The following is a 16,216-nucleotide window of genomic DNA, read 5'->3' as shown; positions in this document are numbered from 1 at the left end:
TGGTGGACACTGCTTGAAGCCAATTTTTGCAAAATTGTCTCCAAGACAGGTCTTGTAGTAACAGCTAAAGCTGCAACTACAATTTCACCACTGAGCGGTATTTATTTTCCCTCACTAGGCCAGTAAGAGGGCAACCTTTGCGCAAGCGCTGAATTGACGAGTGGTTGAAGTGCTTTTAATTTTCAGGAGCACAAATTTACTGTTAAATCACACCACATCTCGTTTGTCAGTGCCGGAGGGAAATCGCGGTCAGCTGTGACATTGTCGTTAATAGTTTACCATTTACGGCAAGGCCGAGCTTTAAGACAATCGTAGATTGGCTTAAAGTCGAGCCCACAGCGTTCCACCAGCGTATTTCCCACAGGCACGAAGAAGCACAACATAACAATTTTGGGAGTTTGCATTAATTAACTACAAACCGACTGATTTAACACTCACAATCTTCTGGCAAACAATCGCAGGCAACTTTTTCCGGAGCGGTTGTTAATTTATCAGCTAAGACAGCCTGCATTGCTTGGATGTCACTCTGACACAAGTCGGTGTCGCGCAGCAAATCAGTAATGGCAGCGCCCTTTTTCATATTGCAAAGACGCGCGAATACGTCGTTAACAGTGGCCGTCATCGCCGCTGATTCACTAACGTTGGCGTGATAGACGAACTGCCGCCCTTCTTTAGTCGTTGTTAAAATATTCTTGTTGACTAACCGACGTAATAAAGTTTTAATCGTCGACTCAGTCCAATCGCGCTTTTCCTGCATGATCGTGATAATGGCTTTCGTATCAATCGCGCCTTTAGTCCAGATCACCCGCATAATTTCCCATTCAGAAGAAGTGACTTCCGTTGCATCAACCGCCATGATTAACCCTCATTTCAGATATTTCGTTTAATATTTACAATTGTAGATTACACTGATTATTATAACGATTATCTTAACATCTGTCAATGATGCGAAATCGCCGTCCACGCGCGTTCATGACGGTAACTATGCTAAAATAATAGCTGAGGTGATCAAAATGATTAGAGCCATTAACCACGATCAAAAATCTTTAACCATTAAATCTGAACCAGCTACAATTGCCGACCAACAAGTTTTAACCGACTTATTAGACACCCTCCGCGCTCACCAGGACGTTTGCGTCGGCATGGCGGCCAATATGATTGGTGAACACAAATGCGTTATTATCGTGCAAATGGGCGTTTTACCGGTACTGATGATTAATCCGGAAATTACCGCGCAAAGTAATCCTTATTCAACGGCAGAAGGCTGCCTCTCTTTATTAGGTGAACGCCAGACCACTCGCTATCAAAATATCACCGTGAAATTCTTAGACAAAAACTTCAAACCTACCACGCAAAAATTCGCCGATTTCATTGCTCAAATTATTCAGCATGAAATTGATCATTGCAACGGGATTATCATTTAACAATAACCTAAAAGTTGTTAAAAACTGGTCAGGCAAATTTTCTGACAATAATTTTTAGCATACGTTCAATGTTATTACGTAACGTTCAATTTATTACGTGATATCTAAGTCATCATACGTGACACTCAATTCATTAATAGAAATAACTTAAATCACTTGCCGGCGTTGGGTAAGCAAAAATCTGCTGCACCAACTGTTCAGATGTCACACGTTGATTAATTAAATTAGCAAAATAATTAATCAGTTCATCAGCCAGCTCGCTTAAAAAACTAGCGCCAACGATCAAACCAGTCGCTTGTTCAATCACAACTTTAACTCGTGCTTGGGGTTCGCGAATTCGACGATAAGTAAACCAGTTGGTTAAATCCAGATCGTGCAATTGATATCGTTTGGGATTAGCAACCGCTTGTTGGGCGCTAATCCCAATCTGAGCCAACTTTGGTGTGGCGTAGACGAGCGTTGGAATGACTGGATATTTAATTGGTTGGTCGGCCTGCTTCAAAATTTGTTGCACCACATAGCGACCTTCAAAACTAGCAACTGGTGTTAATTTAGCTTGAGTACGACTAACCACGTCACCGATGGCGTAAACATGATGATTAGTTGTTGCCTGTAAATGATCGTTCACCACAATGCCGTGCTGATCTACTTCAACGTTAGCGTTGGCTAAGGTTAATTTTTCCACATTGGGCACGCGACCCGTGGCACAAATCACAGCATCCGTTGCTAATTTAAAATCAGAATGACCTTCAAGGATAAATTCGTTACCTACTTTTTTAAGTGCGGTGGGCGTAACATTAGTGTCAAAATGAATTCCCTGTTGCTGCAACTGGGTGATTAAATCATTAACGAATTCGGAATCAAAGGATCGTAAAAAGTGATCATTATGCTGGACAATGTGCACGTCAGCGCCAGCCGCATTCGCAATCGTTGCGAGTTCAAAGGCAATATAACCACCGCCGATAAAAGTAACGCGTGCAGGCATTTCCGCAAAATCGAGAAAATCGGTACTCGTCAATAAATATTCAGCTCCGGGAATTGTTAACAAACTTGGACGTTGCCCAGTCGCAATAATAATAGCCTGCGCAGTCAATTCAGTGTCATTCACCCGCAATGTTTGTGGACCAGTAAATTGCGCCGTCCCATAAAAAGTCGTAATTTGGTCGTTTTGCAAACCGGCTAGTGTCCCGTCATTAATACCATCAGTATAGGAATGTTTACTAGCCATTAAATCAGGCCAATTAATCGTCGGTATCTTTTGCAGACCATAGCCTTGTAAATGACGACTGGCAGTTTGTGCTTCAACTGCAGCCAACAAGATTTTTTTCGGATCACAACCGCGATTTGGACAAGTTCCACCCCACAAATCATTCTCAACAATCGCAACTGTTTGACCCGCAGCTTTTAATCCATAGGCGGCGGCTAATCCGGCCGGTCCGCCACCAATAATCAGAACATCAAATTTAGTCATCGCATATCCCTCCACTGCCTTATTAAAGCACAGCCGAGCCGCTTAGAAAAAGAAATTGTCTCCTACGCTTTGAACAATTCTGACGTGATCGCAAATTGAGATTCGGAATTATTCTCAACCACCAGAAAATACAGTTTGAATTCTGGGCCATGGCTCAAACTACCGAAAGACAGCTTGATTACTGGGAAAAGTAAAAGGACTTAAGTTGAAACAAGGATGAATTGACAATACCCCAATACGCGGTGCTTGACACCGTCATTGAATCAGATCCAGACCTCAATAATTTAACCCGACTAGCTACTAATATTATTCAAAAATCACTGCTCGAAGCAAAAAAATCTATTCTTATTTAGAATAGATTTTTTTAATACGATCATTCAATTTTAAAATGTTTGACGTTAACGAAGGTCATTCATTCTAATCAATAATTAGTCCTAAGCGATTAAACTTATTTCTTCTTTAATGTTTTCTTAAGTCCCTTAACACCGCCGACATCTTTAAGCATTCGTTCAATTTTTAGCTGTCCAATTTGTCGTGAATTTAAACCGGCGTATTGCACTTCAATTTGCAACTTTTGATAACTTGCTAAACGTCCTGGTGCCAATTGGCCAGCTGCAATTGCAGCTTTGACTGCACATCCGGGTTCAGTCTGGTGCTGACAATCATTAAAACGACACTGCTGTGCCAAAGTCGCAATATCTTGAAAACTTTGATCAGTCGCTGTCTGACTGACACCTGCTACACCAACAGAACGAATACCTGGTGTATCAATGATTTTTGCACCATTAGGCAAAACATATAGTGCTCGCGTCGTCGTTGTATGCCGACCTTTGTCATCATCAGCACGGACTGTTTTAGTTTTGATCGTCGTTTCTTGTTGCAATAGATTAACCAGCGTTGATTTACCCACACCAGATGAGCCAACAAAGGCCACATTTTGCTGCGGTGTTAAATACGGTGCAAAAATTGTTTGAACTTGTTCAGGTCGATCTTGTTCCGTCACTAAAACTGGCACACCAAAGGCAGTCGCAGCGACTTGTGCACGACGTTCAGCCAATAAATCGGCCGCAATTAAATCAGCTTTGGTTAAAACAATCACTGGATTAGCACCGCTATCCCAAACTAAAGTTAAATAGCGATCCAAACGCGCTAAATTGAAGTCCTGATTTAACGACATGGTAATAAAAATATGATCCAGATTTGCTGCGATAACTTGAGCTTGTTGATTATCACCAAAATTTTGGCGTTGTAAAACACTCTTTCGCGGTAAAATCTGCTTAATCAAAATAAAATCCGGTTGCGGTAAACCGATGACATAATCACCCACTGCCGGCCGCAAACCTTCTTGCAGCAATTGCCCTGAAAGTTTGGCCAACTGTTCCTTTTGATTGTGATCGATCACTTTGTAATTAGTTTGTGCTTGCAAACTAATTTGGTACTGTTGTTCGTTATTTTGTAAATGCACTTGTGGATCCTCCTCAAATTTTGATCTTGGAGGCTGCCTACTAGCCTCTAAGCTAGCACAATGCCCTCATTATTCGTTGTCATAAAATTTCCTCCTTTGAATAAGATAACTTGATTATAACAGAGCAAAAGCCCCATCGTCTATTTTAATTTATTTGAGAATCAATCTTAGAATTGTCACGTCGCAGTTCTTCGTACCTGCGGGAAATACGAACTCTCTTGTAAAAAATAAACCCTAGAACTGTTATGTTGTGGTTCTTCGTGCCTACGGGAAATACGCTGGTGGAACGCTGCGAGCTTGATTTGAGCCAAATAAATTTGTCTCAAATACAATCTTTCTTGTAAATGGTAAACCATTAACAAGAATTCCGCGGCTGACCGCGATTTTCCTCCGGCACTGGCCAAAGAGATAATATGGTGTGATTTAATAGTGAATTTGTGCTCCTGAAAAATAGAAGTACTTCAACCACTTGTCAATTCAGCGCTTGCGCAAAGGTTGCCATCTTGTTTGTTTAGTGAGGGAAAATAAATACCGCTCAGTGGTGATATTACTGTTAGTGGTTTACCACTTACAGTAAGACCTGTCTTGGAGACAATTTTGTAAAAAATTGGCTTCAAGCAGTGTCCACCACGTTTCCAGCGCAAAGTATTTATTTTCCCTCACGACACGCGCGACACTTTGTATGCAACCTTTGCGCAAGCGCGAAGAAGCACAAAGCAACAGTTTTCATTATTCAATCATGACAAAGCATACTTTTTAATAGCAGCAGCTAAACCGCCGTCATCATTCGCACCGGTCACAAAATCAGCGTGACGTTTAGCTTCAGCGGTGCCATTCCCCATCGCGACCGCAGTACCCGCGAAATGAAACATGGCAATATCATTGCCCTCATCGCCAACTGCCATCACTTCTGCCGGGACAATATTTAAAATACGACTTAAATCTGCTAGAGCTCGACCTTTACCCGCGTTAGGATTCATAATCTCTAAAAATTCCCGTCCAGCGCGAACAACATATAAATGATCAGAAAATTCGGCCCGCACATCTGCTTCTATTGCGTCTAAACTAGCCTCATCATTGACAAAAACACCTTTAGCAATTTGAAAATCACCAGGTAATTCGACTGGATCACGCACTAAAATCCCTGCTTTATTTTCCCAGGCTTGAACCGCAATTAGCCAATAAATATTGCGATCGGCGGTAATGATCTCACTATTTCTGCTCACAACATTGAACGGGACTTGTCGTTCTTGTGCAAATGCCGTCATCTGTCGATAATCCGCATTGTTGATCAAATGTGTGGTGACAGTATCACCTGTGACGGTTTCAATCATACCACCGCCATTCGCAATCACGTATTGTTCAGAGCCGGCAATCCCCAACTGATCTAAATAAGGCTTAATTCCCGCCAGCGGTCGGCCTGAACACAAGACAACTTTGATTCCACGTTCTAGTGCCGTCCGAATTGCAGTTGCGGTACTTGGTAAAATTTCACCCTTCGAAGTTAATAAAGTGTCATCAATATCTAACGCAATTAATTTAATCGTCATTGTAATTCCTACCTTCTAGTCGTTTTTTAATGATAACTTTATTTTACCGGAAGAAAAGTGATCTAAGTCCCATTTTTAAAAGTAAAAGCGACCCTTTTAATTATTCTGCATTGTTAAAAATGACGGCCTAAAATATCTAAGCTGCGTTTCTGTCCGTCCATTAAGGCTACCTCTGGTAAATGAGCCCATCTGGCAAAACCATTGCGCTGAAACAACTTTTGACTTGGTAAATTATGACTAAAAACATAGGCCAATAATGTGTCTACCTCTAAACGCGGCAATTGACTGATCACATAATCAAGTGCTTGTTGCCCCAAACCTTGATGTTGAAAATGTTGATCTAAATAAATACTAATTTCCGCAGTGTGTACATAAGCAGGTCGTCCGTAAAACAATTCCAGGCCGACCCAGCCAACGATTTCGGCATCACTTTTAAGTAACCAGAGCGGCCGCCGCTCATGATTAAAAGCATTGAACCACTCAATGCGTGACGCCACTGTAACCGGCCGCAAGTCCGCCGTGGCCAAACGACTAGGAATAATCTGATTATAAATTGCCACAACCTGTGGTAAATCTGCGCGTGTTGCTTCAATGAATGTTAATGACAAATTGAATGACCTCGTTTATCCTTTTATTGTCCTTATTATACCGAAATTTTCAAATGGTTTTAATTATCACCAATCAATTAAAGATTTAATTTTAGAAATAAAAAATACCCTCAAAGTTTTACGTCAACTTTGAGGGTACAGCTCATTCAGCCACATTGTTTGAGATATTCTTATTGCTCAACCAGCTAATTTAAAAATTAGATAGAATTATAATAATCCAAGTTAATGATAGTCAACAATTCCGCCATCAAGTAATTTGCTAGGCCTTTTAACCTTAATAGCAAACTGTTTATCAGAAATTCTTTTAACATAAAGTTTTGCGAAAACTTTGTTATTATCAAATTTAAGTGTATATCGTCCACCTTTTAACGGAATATCAATCATCTTCCCAGCAGCATCTGTCGTAAAGATGATCGGTTGCCCATCATGTCTCATCTGTGTCCGGCCAGAGGCATTATACAGACCCAACTTAGTATCAGCGACTGGAACACCACCTAAACGATATTCAAGATTAATTAAATATTGACGTCGAGCAATCTGGGAACCACGAATAATTCGCCAGAGAATAGTGATAAAGACAATCAACAATAAAACACTCAAACCAATAATCAAATATGAACGAATCATTTGATAGTTATTGTTCTGTTGTAAATCTTTAGCCATCTTCTTCGGAATATAGGGAACACGATGTCCAGTAACTAATAAGCGATGGCTATTGATCATATAAGGTGTACAGGTGAGTAACGTCACTAAATCTTGCCCAGGAACAATCAGTAAATGACTCGTATCAGTGGGTTCAACAACTCGCTTACTATCAACCTTGTAAGCATGAATTTCATGGTTAATATGAAGATAAAAATAGTCACCCTTTTTAAGTTTCGGCAAGTCTGTAAATAATCGTGCCTGAGCCAAGCCACGATGCGCAGAAATAACTGCATGTGTACTCTTGCCACCAATTGGATAAGAAGTACCCTCCAGTAAAGTAGCCCCTTTAGAAAGTAAAACATCAGTCGTCTCATCAAAAACTGGTAATTTGATTTTTATTTTAGGAATGCTGATCGAAGCAATTGTATGTTTCTTAAAATAATCAACGCCTTTTTTTACTTCTTTTTTCTTCGTTTTCTTTTTAAATGGATCCCGACCAACTTGCTGACTATGTTTTAATGCATCATTTTTCTTTTTCATCGCTTCAGCAGCCTTGGCGGTTTGTTCTTGATCTTTCTGATTAGCCTTGTGCTGATAGTAATTAATAATTTGCTGATCCAAAATCGTATTTAAAGAATCATAAACAAAAGGATAAAGTAAGACGCCAATTCCAAAAATGAGTACAAACATCATCAGAATATTAGTTACTAATTTACCATTTTTCTTTGTGCTTTTTTGCTTTTTCTTATTCATCAAATATAGCTCCACTAAAAAAATAAAGGCTAGGCAGAATTTGCCTAGCCTTTAATCATTATACACTAAATTTCAGCATGTTTTTTGTTACGAGCAAAGTAAACAATTGCGCCAGCAATAGCAACTAAGCCAACAACAACGAACGCAATGATACCCTTACCACCAGTTGATGGTAATGTACCTTTATGAGTGTTAGCAACTTCCTTAGGATCAACTAATGAACCTGGCTTGCCGTATGAACCCTCGGCAACTTCAAATTCAATCCGATCAGTTAACTTAACATAATCAGTAGGAGCCTTAGTTTCTTCTAAATAGTATGTGCCGTAATCCAAACCAGTTACGTCTACTAAACCATCAGCACCGGTTGTAAAAGTTGTTGCATCTGCTTCAGAATCAACCCAAGTTACTTCTTTAGTTGTTGGGTCAATCTTTAAATATTTAGCAGTATCAGAGTTAGCATCACGGACAACAAATTCTGCACCAGCTAATTCGTCTTTTGAAGCACCATCAACTTTGACGAAACGTTTGCCGCCAGTAACAACATCTACTGGAGGAGTTGGTTTGTGATCAAAGTCTGGATCAGTATCAAGTTCAGCCGTATTTTCATAATCAACATCTGGATCAGCTTTATCATTTAACTTCATGAAGTAAGTAAATGTTAAAGTCTTACCAGCATATTTCTTCAATTGATCAATATTTGGAATAACTGTGAAGCCGTCATCATTAATAGGATTAACATCAAAGTCAATTGCTTGACCGTTAACTGTCAATGATTCACCAGTGGCACCTTGAACGTAAGTCAAGGCAGCATTATGACTATCAACGATGTTGAATTTAGTATAAATATCGCCTTCAGTGTTAGCAATACCATCAGGAATCTTAACAGTAATTGTATACTTGATTAAATCGCCAATATTATAATCATGGCCTTCAACCTTTTTAGTAATTTCAGGAGCGGTATCGTTCTTAACATCAACTAAGACAGGTTTGTCAGAAGTGTTATCTTCAGTAATAGTGAAATCATTAACTGTTTCACCATCAATTAAAGCTGCACCCTCTGGAGCCTTTGTTTCGGTAATCTTATAGTCACCAACTTCTAAGCCATTAACAATCAATTCACCTTCATTACCAGTTACTTCAGTGAAATCATTGTCACCAATGCCATAAGTATTACCAGTAACAAATTGTTTTGCATCTGCTTCATTTTCTGACCAAACATATAAACCATCTTTTACACCACTGAGATACTTAGTGACGCCGGCTTCTTCCTTAGAGATTTCAAATTCAGCGCCGTTTAATTTTTGATTATCAGAACCTGTCTTCGTTAACTTCATAGAACCGTCAACGCTAACTGTATTCTTAGGATAGAGATGAATTGTATCAAGCTCATTATCAGTATAGGTGCCATCAGCATTCATTTCATAAACTGGAAATGCAACAACCATGTTGTCAGCGCTAGTCACACCGTCTTTTGGTGTTTCAGCAATAACGTAAACAGCATCATGATCACCAGACTTCTTAGGTAAGTTAGCAAAAGTTAAATCACCATTGCTATCAGTTACTTGAGTGTCAATAGCCGTACCGGTTGTTAAATCTTTAACCGCAGCTTGGGCCTCTTCAACTGATTTGCCCTCAGCCCGTGCAGCATAATATTCTGCAGTAACATCATAAATCTTAAATTCAACATCACTTAAGCCATCATATTGATCAAATTCTGACATTTCTTTACCAGTATTTTGGATGGTAGGATCTGGCAATGTGGTCATTTTCTTTTTATGAAGAATAATTGTTGCGTTATCACTTGCTGCATGTGCTTGTGTTGTACTTACTAAACCAGTCATTGTCGGTAGCATTAACAATAATGCCACTAAAACGCCCCAGACTTTTTTACCAACTTTTTTCATTATTTATTACCTTCCTTTTTATAACGCCTGAATAATATCAGAACCAAGGCGATAACAACTAGGCCAATAACTGTTAACCATTGTTGTATTTGTTCGCCTGTTTGTGGTAATAAACCTGCGCGTTTAATTTGTTGATTGACAACCTTTAAGATTGTTTGTACTTGGTTCTTTTGAGCATCAATTTTAAATGCTATAGCATCTTTGCCCATGTGATACCCTGTTGGTGCCTTCGTTTCAACCAAGTAATAAGTACCATTACGCAAACCGTTGATCATAAATGACCCATCTGTTTGTGATGTTAACTGTACGATATTAGCCTCATGACGATTATTAACCCAATAGTAGCGATTATTTCTTTTGGCTAAATATTGTTTTTGGTTGTTACGAATAATAAAGGTTGCACCTGCTAGTTTCTTCTTCTGATTATTCAAATCAACCTTGATAAACTTCTTATAACCTGTCTTAACAACGGCTTGGCTGTTTAAGGTTTGATCATCAGTTGTTAATGTTGCCGTGTTTAAAAATTCACTTTGGCTGACATTCTCTTGGTTGACTACTAAAGCTGAAGTATAGCTAACAACAATTTGCTTACCAGCATATTTGCTTAAAGCTTTAAAATCTTGTAATTGTAACGAAAAACCGTCCGCAGTTCTTGTTTGTTTAAATAATTTAGTTAAATTAGTTGAGCCCTGCATTACCCTTAAAGTTTGTAAATCAGGAATTAAATTGTGACTGATATTCGAATCAGAAATCACAAATTTCTTTTTATTAGAGAGATCAGACGGAACTGTAACCGCAATCTGATAATTGATATGATCACCAAATTGATAACCACCTTGTTGACCAGCAACCTTCTTGTCAATTGTTGGTTCAATTGGTTTCTCCGGTTCAGTTGGCTCATCAGGAAGCTCACCGTTCTTAGAATACAGATCAATTGTTGTTAATTCCTTACCTTGATCATATACCGGCAAAACGATGACTTGGCTTAGTGCTTGACCATCTTTTGAATCAGTTGTAATTTCTCTGAACAAATAAATGGCATATTTACCATCTGCAGTTTTACGTGGTAAATTGAAATGAGCTGCGCCCTTCTCAGCACCTGAACTTACAGTTGTGCGTTCCATAATCGGTGTATTAGTTGGTGTTGCACTAGCAATTTGCTTCTGTGCATCAACGACAGAAACACCTTTAGCTCGCAGCTGGTAAAATTCATCAGCAACATCATAAGCTGCAAATTTAGCCCCACCGATGCCTTCGTAGTCTTTAAGCAGACTAGCCGAATCTTCATTAGCACCTTTTATTAATGCCAGTTTGTGCAAAACGATATCAACATTATCACTTGCTGCTTGTGACGATCGAGTTGGAATAGCCAATATGCTACAAATTGTAAGCGAGAAAATGATGATTAATAACTTCTTGATATTTTTCATCTTAATTTCCTCCGATACGCATTATTAACAAGCAAGCCTATCATCGCAATGGCAATCACTAACAAACCAATTGCCAGATACCCAAAGATTCCGTGGCCACCAGTACTTGGCAATGGTGCCTTAGCATTATTAGTTACTGTAAAGGTAATATGATTACCATTTTCCATTGAAATCTTAACTTCAACAGTGTTAGTGGTGCCGTCTGGATTATGATAAGTTAATGTTGCTGTTTTGCCATCAGCACTGATTACTAACTCAAAGTAGCCTTTAAGTTTTTGATACTTGTTGGTTGCATCTGTTTCTTGGAAGTAGTAGGTCTTGCCTGCAACAAAGTTATAGGTCTTACCATCCTTATCCTTGTAATTCAACAAACCATTAGCATCACTAGTACCACTTGCTTCTTCAACAACATCATTACCGTCCAATTTAGTACCGGTAATAAAAGTAACACCTTCGATTGGTTTATTACTGTCCTTGTCAATCTTCTTCATTTGAACATCAAATGGTTTCAAATCGTCATACTTAACGAAAGCCAAACCTTTATCTGTTAAATAGAAACCTTCTTTACCAGCCAATGAATCTTTAGTGATTTCATTGCCATCGGCATCGAACATCTTACCATGATCGTCAATATAGAATTTATATTCAGTATCATCAAGTTGGTAACCAGTTGGAGCCGTAGTTTCCTTAACGATATAATAACCAGGTTTAATATTTTGAGCCGCACCGTTACCAGTAAATGTAATTGACTCACCAGCAGGATCAGACCAGTCTTTACTATACTTAGTCAAAGTAAATTCGGTACCGTCAAGTTTGTCATTACTATCTTGACGATATTTTTCGACTTGGAATTCTTGTTCCTTGACTGGATCAGCAATGTTCAAGCCAATGATAGGATTATCAGCATCATCTTGATTGATTTTACTATCAACTTTGTTACCGTCTTTGTCTGTAACAACAACTTTGCCATCAGCTTGAATTTCAATTTGCCATGGATTAGCATCGGCAATTTCAAAACCAGCTGGAGCAGCTGTTTCAGTCAAGGTGTATTTTTGACCTTTGTTAAGCTTTGTACCTGCAGGTAATGAATAAGTACCGTCATCATTGTCAGTTAATTTGATCGCACCATTTAAATCGCCACCACTTAACTCAAAAGTAGCGCCATCTAACTTCATGCTAGCATCATCACCTGATACTTTAGTAACCTCTAATGATAGCGGGCTAAACTTCTGTTTATTCGTAATTACCCACTGACCGTCTTTATCCTTATCAATAGAAGGAATATCATATCCAGGAACTTGAGTTTCAGACTTAACGGTGTAAGTAAAATCTTCACCTTTATTATTAAACTTCGGTAAATAGACAGATGAACCATCAACCGTCAGTTGATCGAATTCTTTATCCCAACCAGTTGTTTCGGATAGCTTGCCAGTGGCTTCTTTCCAAGCACTATCAGACGTCGTTGTCTTACGGCCAACAGTAAAATTAACATCGGGATGTTTTTCTGGCTTATTGTATTCGTCCCAGACTTTCTTAACCTTAATTTTAGTTGCCGGTGCTTTACCAGATGGCACGCCGAAATCAACTTTGTTAGTTGGATTACTATCATTTGGTGCCAAGGTTGTTTCACCATTCATCTGATACCAAAAATCTGGTTTAAAGTTCTTATCTTCGGTATTAAGATGCACTTTATAATGGACTTCTATTTCTTGTCCCTTACCTAAATTAATACCTTTGACCGTGACTTTACCATTTGACCTATCAATTTGAATACCACTTGTTGTAACTGGAACAGAGCCAACACTCTTAACCGTTACATCTGAATCGTCATAGATATATTGACTACCTAATGGATTGTCAATCTCACCACCAACGACTGACCCGGTTAAGGTAATTGCCTTACTGGTTAAGTAGTCGACAATGTCTTGGGCACTATTAGCAGATTCATAATACAATGCCCCATTGTTGTCCGTTGATGTCATTTTTTTCATTAAGTTTTCAACTCGTGTCTTATTTAAATAATTACCATCGGCTCCCAGTTGAATTCCTAATCCGTGGATCTGAATACCCGAATTTTTAATTATATCTGCTTCGCCAATTGTGGCACTAAATGTGCTCTCAACTTCAAGAGAATCTCCACCATTAGCATTAGTAACATTATAGGGTGAGCTCAATCTTGAGGTATTTCCTCGTCCTTCACGAGTATCAGAGAAAGTATCTCCAATTGTAAATCCATCAGTGTCACTATGAGCACTTGTTACTTTATAACTATAGGTTGGAACACCATCTGTTAACAGTACCAATACTTTTTTATGACCATTCTGATTTGCTAATAACTGTGCTGCGCCATCACGCAAGGCCTTTTGTGTAAAAGTACCACCTGCAGCCCTATCAGGAGTAAATGTTTTAATATCATTTTTAACATCATTAAAGTCGCCAAGTGGAATTAAACCATTTTTATACCGATCACCTTCACTAGAATAGCCAAGATAACCTAATTCAACACGATCGCCCATACCAGAATTACTCAAAGCATCAACAAATTTATTAACACCTTCTTTAGCTGCGCCAATTCGATCACTTCCGCCATTTTGATCGGCGTTCATAGAACCTGACCAGTCAACCACCAGCATGATATCTAGGGGTGTAACTAATTGTGATGAATTACCTTTGACATTTAATCCAACATCAAATTCACCTGGCGTAGATGTCTCTGTCGCGTACTTCTTAATCGCAAAGTCATAAGAATCACTAGTTGCGTCTTGCCCATAATAGATGAAGCGGTCGTCAGCATTATTATTCCAACTACCAGTTGTCGAATCACCTGTATGACCTTGATGATTGATAACATTATCAGAATCAGACCAACTATTCGTTGGATGAGTTCCTTCACCGTTACTATCATTGTCATTATAAACCGGTGGAATATTAGTATAGTTGGTAACTTCAGTATCCCCTGCTGCTGTTTGTCCAACAGTCACACCTTGTAAGGTGTTGGGGATAATATCTGAGAGACTTGTTCCTTCAGTTGTTTCATCAGAATCCTTAGAATCTTTCTCTGAGGAAGCAGATGAGTCTGATTCAGCCTCTGCCTTGGAAGAAGTATCTGCAGTACCAGGAGCATTGGCGTTAGCAGTTGTCTCGTCTGGCACTTCACTTGAAGCGACAGCAGAAGAACTGCTACTAGCATTTCCTTCCTTAGTTTGATCTGACGTCGTCGCTTGATTATTAAGCGGCTCTTCATCAGTTTGGGCGGTTTGCATTATGGTAATCGTCTTGGTACTTTGCCCAGTCAATAAGTTCTTATTGGCTGAATCAGTGGCAACCGTTGTTAATTCAACATGATCAGCAACACTAGTACTAAACTTCAAACGAATTGTACCAATGGACTGATCAGATGCCGTGTCTTCGGTCAACACCTTCTGAGAATTTAAACTAAACGCAACTTTTTGCCCAGTTTTGTTTTGTCCAGTAATATTCTCTGGTGTGAGATATTGTGTTCCGCGTCTAAGCGCAAATCCAAATTTGGTTTTGGTTGTCCCAGATTTAGAAACATCAACAGTCCACTCTAGCTGATTATTACCAGCGTGATATGTGGCCGTTGCTTTGCCTAGACTTGTATCAGTTAAAACTGTCGTACTAGAATCAATTGGTTCTGCTGAAACATTCCGTGTTTGTGCAAAAGTTGCAAAGAATGGTATCAGCATATTCAGAATAACGACTAATACGAAAGATTGTGACCAATTACGAATCTTCATACCTCCCTCTCATCCCTTCCTTAATAAATTTTTAACATTTTTTCTGAGTGTATAAAACGTTATATGCTCAGAACTGTTACATTAATAATTATAGGGTTTTCCCTTGTTAAATAACCGTCAACATTTTCCTGCCAATCGAAAAATGCTGACGGTTATTTAATACAGAATTATTTCAAATAAATAGATATAAGATTTAACCTTGACTATGGATAAGTAGTGTGCATTTAAATAACTCTTGTTCCTTATTTAGATTCATTCTAAAAGCTTATTTTTCTAATTAAGTATTCTAGGTTATAATACTTAAGACATGTTGTTATCATAATTACCGGCATTTGTCGTAATCATGAGAAAATTTTAGTTATCACAAGATTACTTTATCCTGATGGAAAAAATGAATATTTTGCATTAATAATTTTCAAATAAAGGCTAAAATTCGATTATTACTTATAATTATGCATTACGCAATATATCACATATAAAAGTCGTCAGTTATTTTCATTTTTAAGAAAATGATTGACGGTTCATTGTGAAAAGTTCTTGCTACACTTTAATTAATGAACATTTTATAGCAAATTCACTTGCGATGGGGAGTACGAGTGAATTTGTTAATGATAATTATGGTTATTTTTTATTGTGGGCATAATGATAGAGGGGGCATTCTTGTGAATTTATTTAGTTTAATGTCAGATAGTAACTTACTGCAAGTTGAATTAGCAAGCTATTTATTTGCGCATCAGTCAATCATAACCGAAAAGCAGTTAATCGACGACTTACACTCCACCAAGTTTACAATTCGTGAGGCCAGCACACGCTTAAACTCAAAGTTGCTTAAACATCCGGAGTTAAATCTAACTTTAACTGTTGATACGACGAACCGCAGCACGACCTACCAGCTACTAAATCCAACTTCAATTAATAGTAATTACCTGTATGTTATCTATCTAAATGAAACCATTCAATATCAAATCCTGCTTCATTTATTTGATAAATCATCATATAGCGTTCCTAATTTGGCCGCAAGTTTAAATATCAGTGAGTCAACTTTATTCCGTCAAACTAATCATTTAAATAAAATGTTGGCTGAATTTAATTTAAAAATCAAAAACGGTCACTTATACGGGACAGAATTACTGCGATAATCCCTTTATGGTTGTCAGATGAAATATAATAATTCATCTGATGATTATGGAGGGATTTTTGTATGTCCA

General features: G+C 38.5%; 13 protein-coding genes. 3 read left to right on the top strand and 10 right to left on the bottom strand.

What is annotated here, in order from left to right; all coding sequences use genetic code 11:
* Positions 1–427: 427 nt before the first annotated feature.
* Positions 428–856 (bottom strand): CopY/TcrY family copper transport repressor, encoded by a 429-nt coding sequence (locus EKM65_RS10285; protein WP_164506914.1) that lies wholly within the window; start codon positions 854–856, stop codon positions 428–430.
* A gap of 157 nt (positions 857–1,013) precedes the next feature.
* Here EKM65_RS10285 and EKM65_RS10280 point away from each other — a divergent pair, with 157 nt between their 5' ends.
* On the top strand, positions 1,014–1,424 hold the full coding sequence (locus EKM65_RS10280) for a peptide deformylase (protein ID WP_125608170.1): 411 nt from the start codon (positions 1,014–1,016) through the stop codon (positions 1,422–1,424).
* A gap of 133 nt (positions 1,425–1,557) precedes the next feature.
* Here the strand turns inward: EKM65_RS10280 and EKM65_RS10275 are convergent, their stop codons facing one another.
* Positions 1,558–2,895, bottom strand: a complete 1,338-nt coding sequence (locus EKM65_RS10275) for a dihydrolipoyl dehydrogenase family protein (RefSeq protein ID WP_125608168.1) — start codon at positions 2,893–2,895, stop codon at positions 1,558–1,560.
* A gap of 95 nt (positions 2,896–2,990) precedes the next feature.
* On the opposite strand from EKM65_RS10275, the gene EKM65_RS11625 reads away from it, so the two are divergent.
* Positions 2,991–3,089 carry a DUF7000 family protein gene (locus EKM65_RS11625; RefSeq protein WP_404803150.1) on the top strand — a complete coding sequence of 33 codons (99 nt, stop codon included), beginning with the start codon at positions 2,991–2,993 and terminating at the stop codon, positions 3,087–3,089.
* 254 nt (positions 3,090–3,343) lie between these two features.
* Here the strand turns inward: EKM65_RS11625 and rsgA are convergent, their stop codons facing one another.
* From rsgA to EKM65_RS10240, 8 genes are all read right to left on the bottom strand, one after another.
* Positions 3,344–4,360 (bottom strand): ribosome small subunit-dependent GTPase A, encoded by a 1,017-nt coding sequence (gene rsgA / locus EKM65_RS10270; protein ID WP_125608166.1) that lies wholly within the window; start codon positions 4,358–4,360, stop codon positions 3,344–3,346.
* Positions 4,361–4,821: 461 nt separating this feature from the next.
* A complete protein-coding gene (locus EKM65_RS11355; RefSeq protein WP_164506913.1) occupies positions 4,822–4,977 on the bottom strand; it encodes a hypothetical protein in 156 nt (51 codons plus the stop codon).
* A gap of 120 nt (positions 4,978–5,097) precedes the next feature.
* On the bottom strand, positions 5,098–5,910 hold the full coding sequence (locus EKM65_RS10265; RefSeq protein ID WP_125608164.1) for a Cof-type HAD-IIB family hydrolase: 813 nt from the start codon (positions 5,908–5,910) through the stop codon (positions 5,098–5,100).
* A gap of 113 nt (positions 5,911–6,023) precedes the next feature.
* Complete coding sequence (locus EKM65_RS10260; protein ID WP_125608162.1) at positions 6,024–6,518, bottom strand: GNAT family N-acetyltransferase; 495 nt, start codon at positions 6,516–6,518, stop codon at positions 6,024–6,026.
* A 222-nt stretch (positions 6,519–6,740) separates the two neighbouring features.
* A complete protein-coding gene (locus EKM65_RS10255; protein WP_125608160.1) occupies positions 6,741–7,916 on the bottom strand; it encodes a class C sortase in 1,176 nt (391 codons plus the stop codon).
* Positions 7,917–7,981: 65 nt separating this feature from the next.
* Positions 7,982–9,820 carry a SpaH/EbpB family LPXTG-anchored major pilin gene (locus EKM65_RS10250; protein WP_125608158.1) on the bottom strand — a complete coding sequence of 613 codons (1,839 nt, stop codon included), beginning with the start codon at positions 9,818–9,820 and terminating at the stop codon, positions 7,982–7,984.
* Complete coding sequence (locus EKM65_RS10245) at positions 9,820–11,250, bottom strand: SpaH/EbpB family LPXTG-anchored major pilin (protein ID WP_125608156.1); 1,431 nt, start codon at positions 11,248–11,250, stop codon at positions 9,820–9,822. The genes EKM65_RS10250 and EKM65_RS10245 overlap by 1 nt, the downstream gene beginning before the upstream one ends.
* Complete coding sequence (locus tag EKM65_RS10240) at positions 11,247–15,008, bottom strand: SpaA isopeptide-forming pilin-related protein (protein ID WP_125608154.1); 3,762 nt, start codon at positions 15,006–15,008, stop codon at positions 11,247–11,249. Before EKM65_RS10240 ends, EKM65_RS10245 begins: the two co-directional genes overlap by 4 nt.
* Before the next feature lie 662 nt (positions 15,009–15,670).
* Here EKM65_RS10240 and EKM65_RS10235 point away from each other — a divergent pair.
* Positions 15,671–16,147 carry a helix-turn-helix domain-containing protein gene (locus EKM65_RS10235; RefSeq protein ID WP_164506912.1) on the top strand — a complete coding sequence of 159 codons (477 nt, stop codon included), beginning with the start codon at positions 15,671–15,673 and terminating at the stop codon, positions 16,145–16,147.
* The last annotated feature ends 69 nt before the right edge of the window (positions 16,148–16,216 follow it).

This window comes from Lapidilactobacillus bayanensis, from assembly GCF_003946695.1.
GTDB classification, from domain to species: domain Bacteria; phylum Bacillota; class Bacilli; order Lactobacillales; family Lactobacillaceae; genus Lapidilactobacillus; species Lapidilactobacillus bayanensis.
This window is presented reverse-complemented; position numbering and strand designations above follow the sequence as displayed.

Bases quoted from the DNA above. Each gene is read 5' to 3' on its own strand.
- EKM65_RS10280 (WP_125608170.1), top strand. From the start codon at position 1,014: ATGATTAGAGCCATTAACCACGATCAAAAATCTTTAACCATTAAATCT.
- EKM65_RS10265 (WP_125608164.1), bottom strand. From the start codon at position 5,910: ATGACGATTAAATTAATTGCGTTAGATATTGATGACACTTTATTAACT.
- EKM65_RS10285 (WP_164506914.1), bottom strand. From the start codon at position 856: ATGGCGGTTGATGCAACGGAAGTCACTTCTTCTGAATGGGAAATTATG.
- EKM65_RS10250 (WP_125608158.1), bottom strand. From the start codon at position 9,820: ATGAAAAAAGTTGGTAAAAAAGTCTGGGGCGTTTTAGTGGCATTATTG.
- EKM65_RS10240 (WP_125608154.1), bottom strand. From the start codon at position 15,008: ATGAAGATTCGTAATTGGTCACAATCTTTCGTATTAGTCGTTATTCTG.
- EKM65_RS10245 (WP_125608156.1), bottom strand. From the start codon at position 11,250: ATGAAAAATATCAAGAAGTTATTAATCATCATTTTCTCGCTTACAATT.
- EKM65_RS10255 (WP_125608160.1), bottom strand. From the start codon at position 7,916: ATGAATAAGAAAAAGCAAAAAAGCACAAAGAAAAATGGTAAATTAGTA.
- EKM65_RS10275 (WP_125608168.1), bottom strand. From the start codon at position 2,895: ATGACTAAATTTGATGTTCTGATTATTGGTGGCGGACCGGCCGGATTA.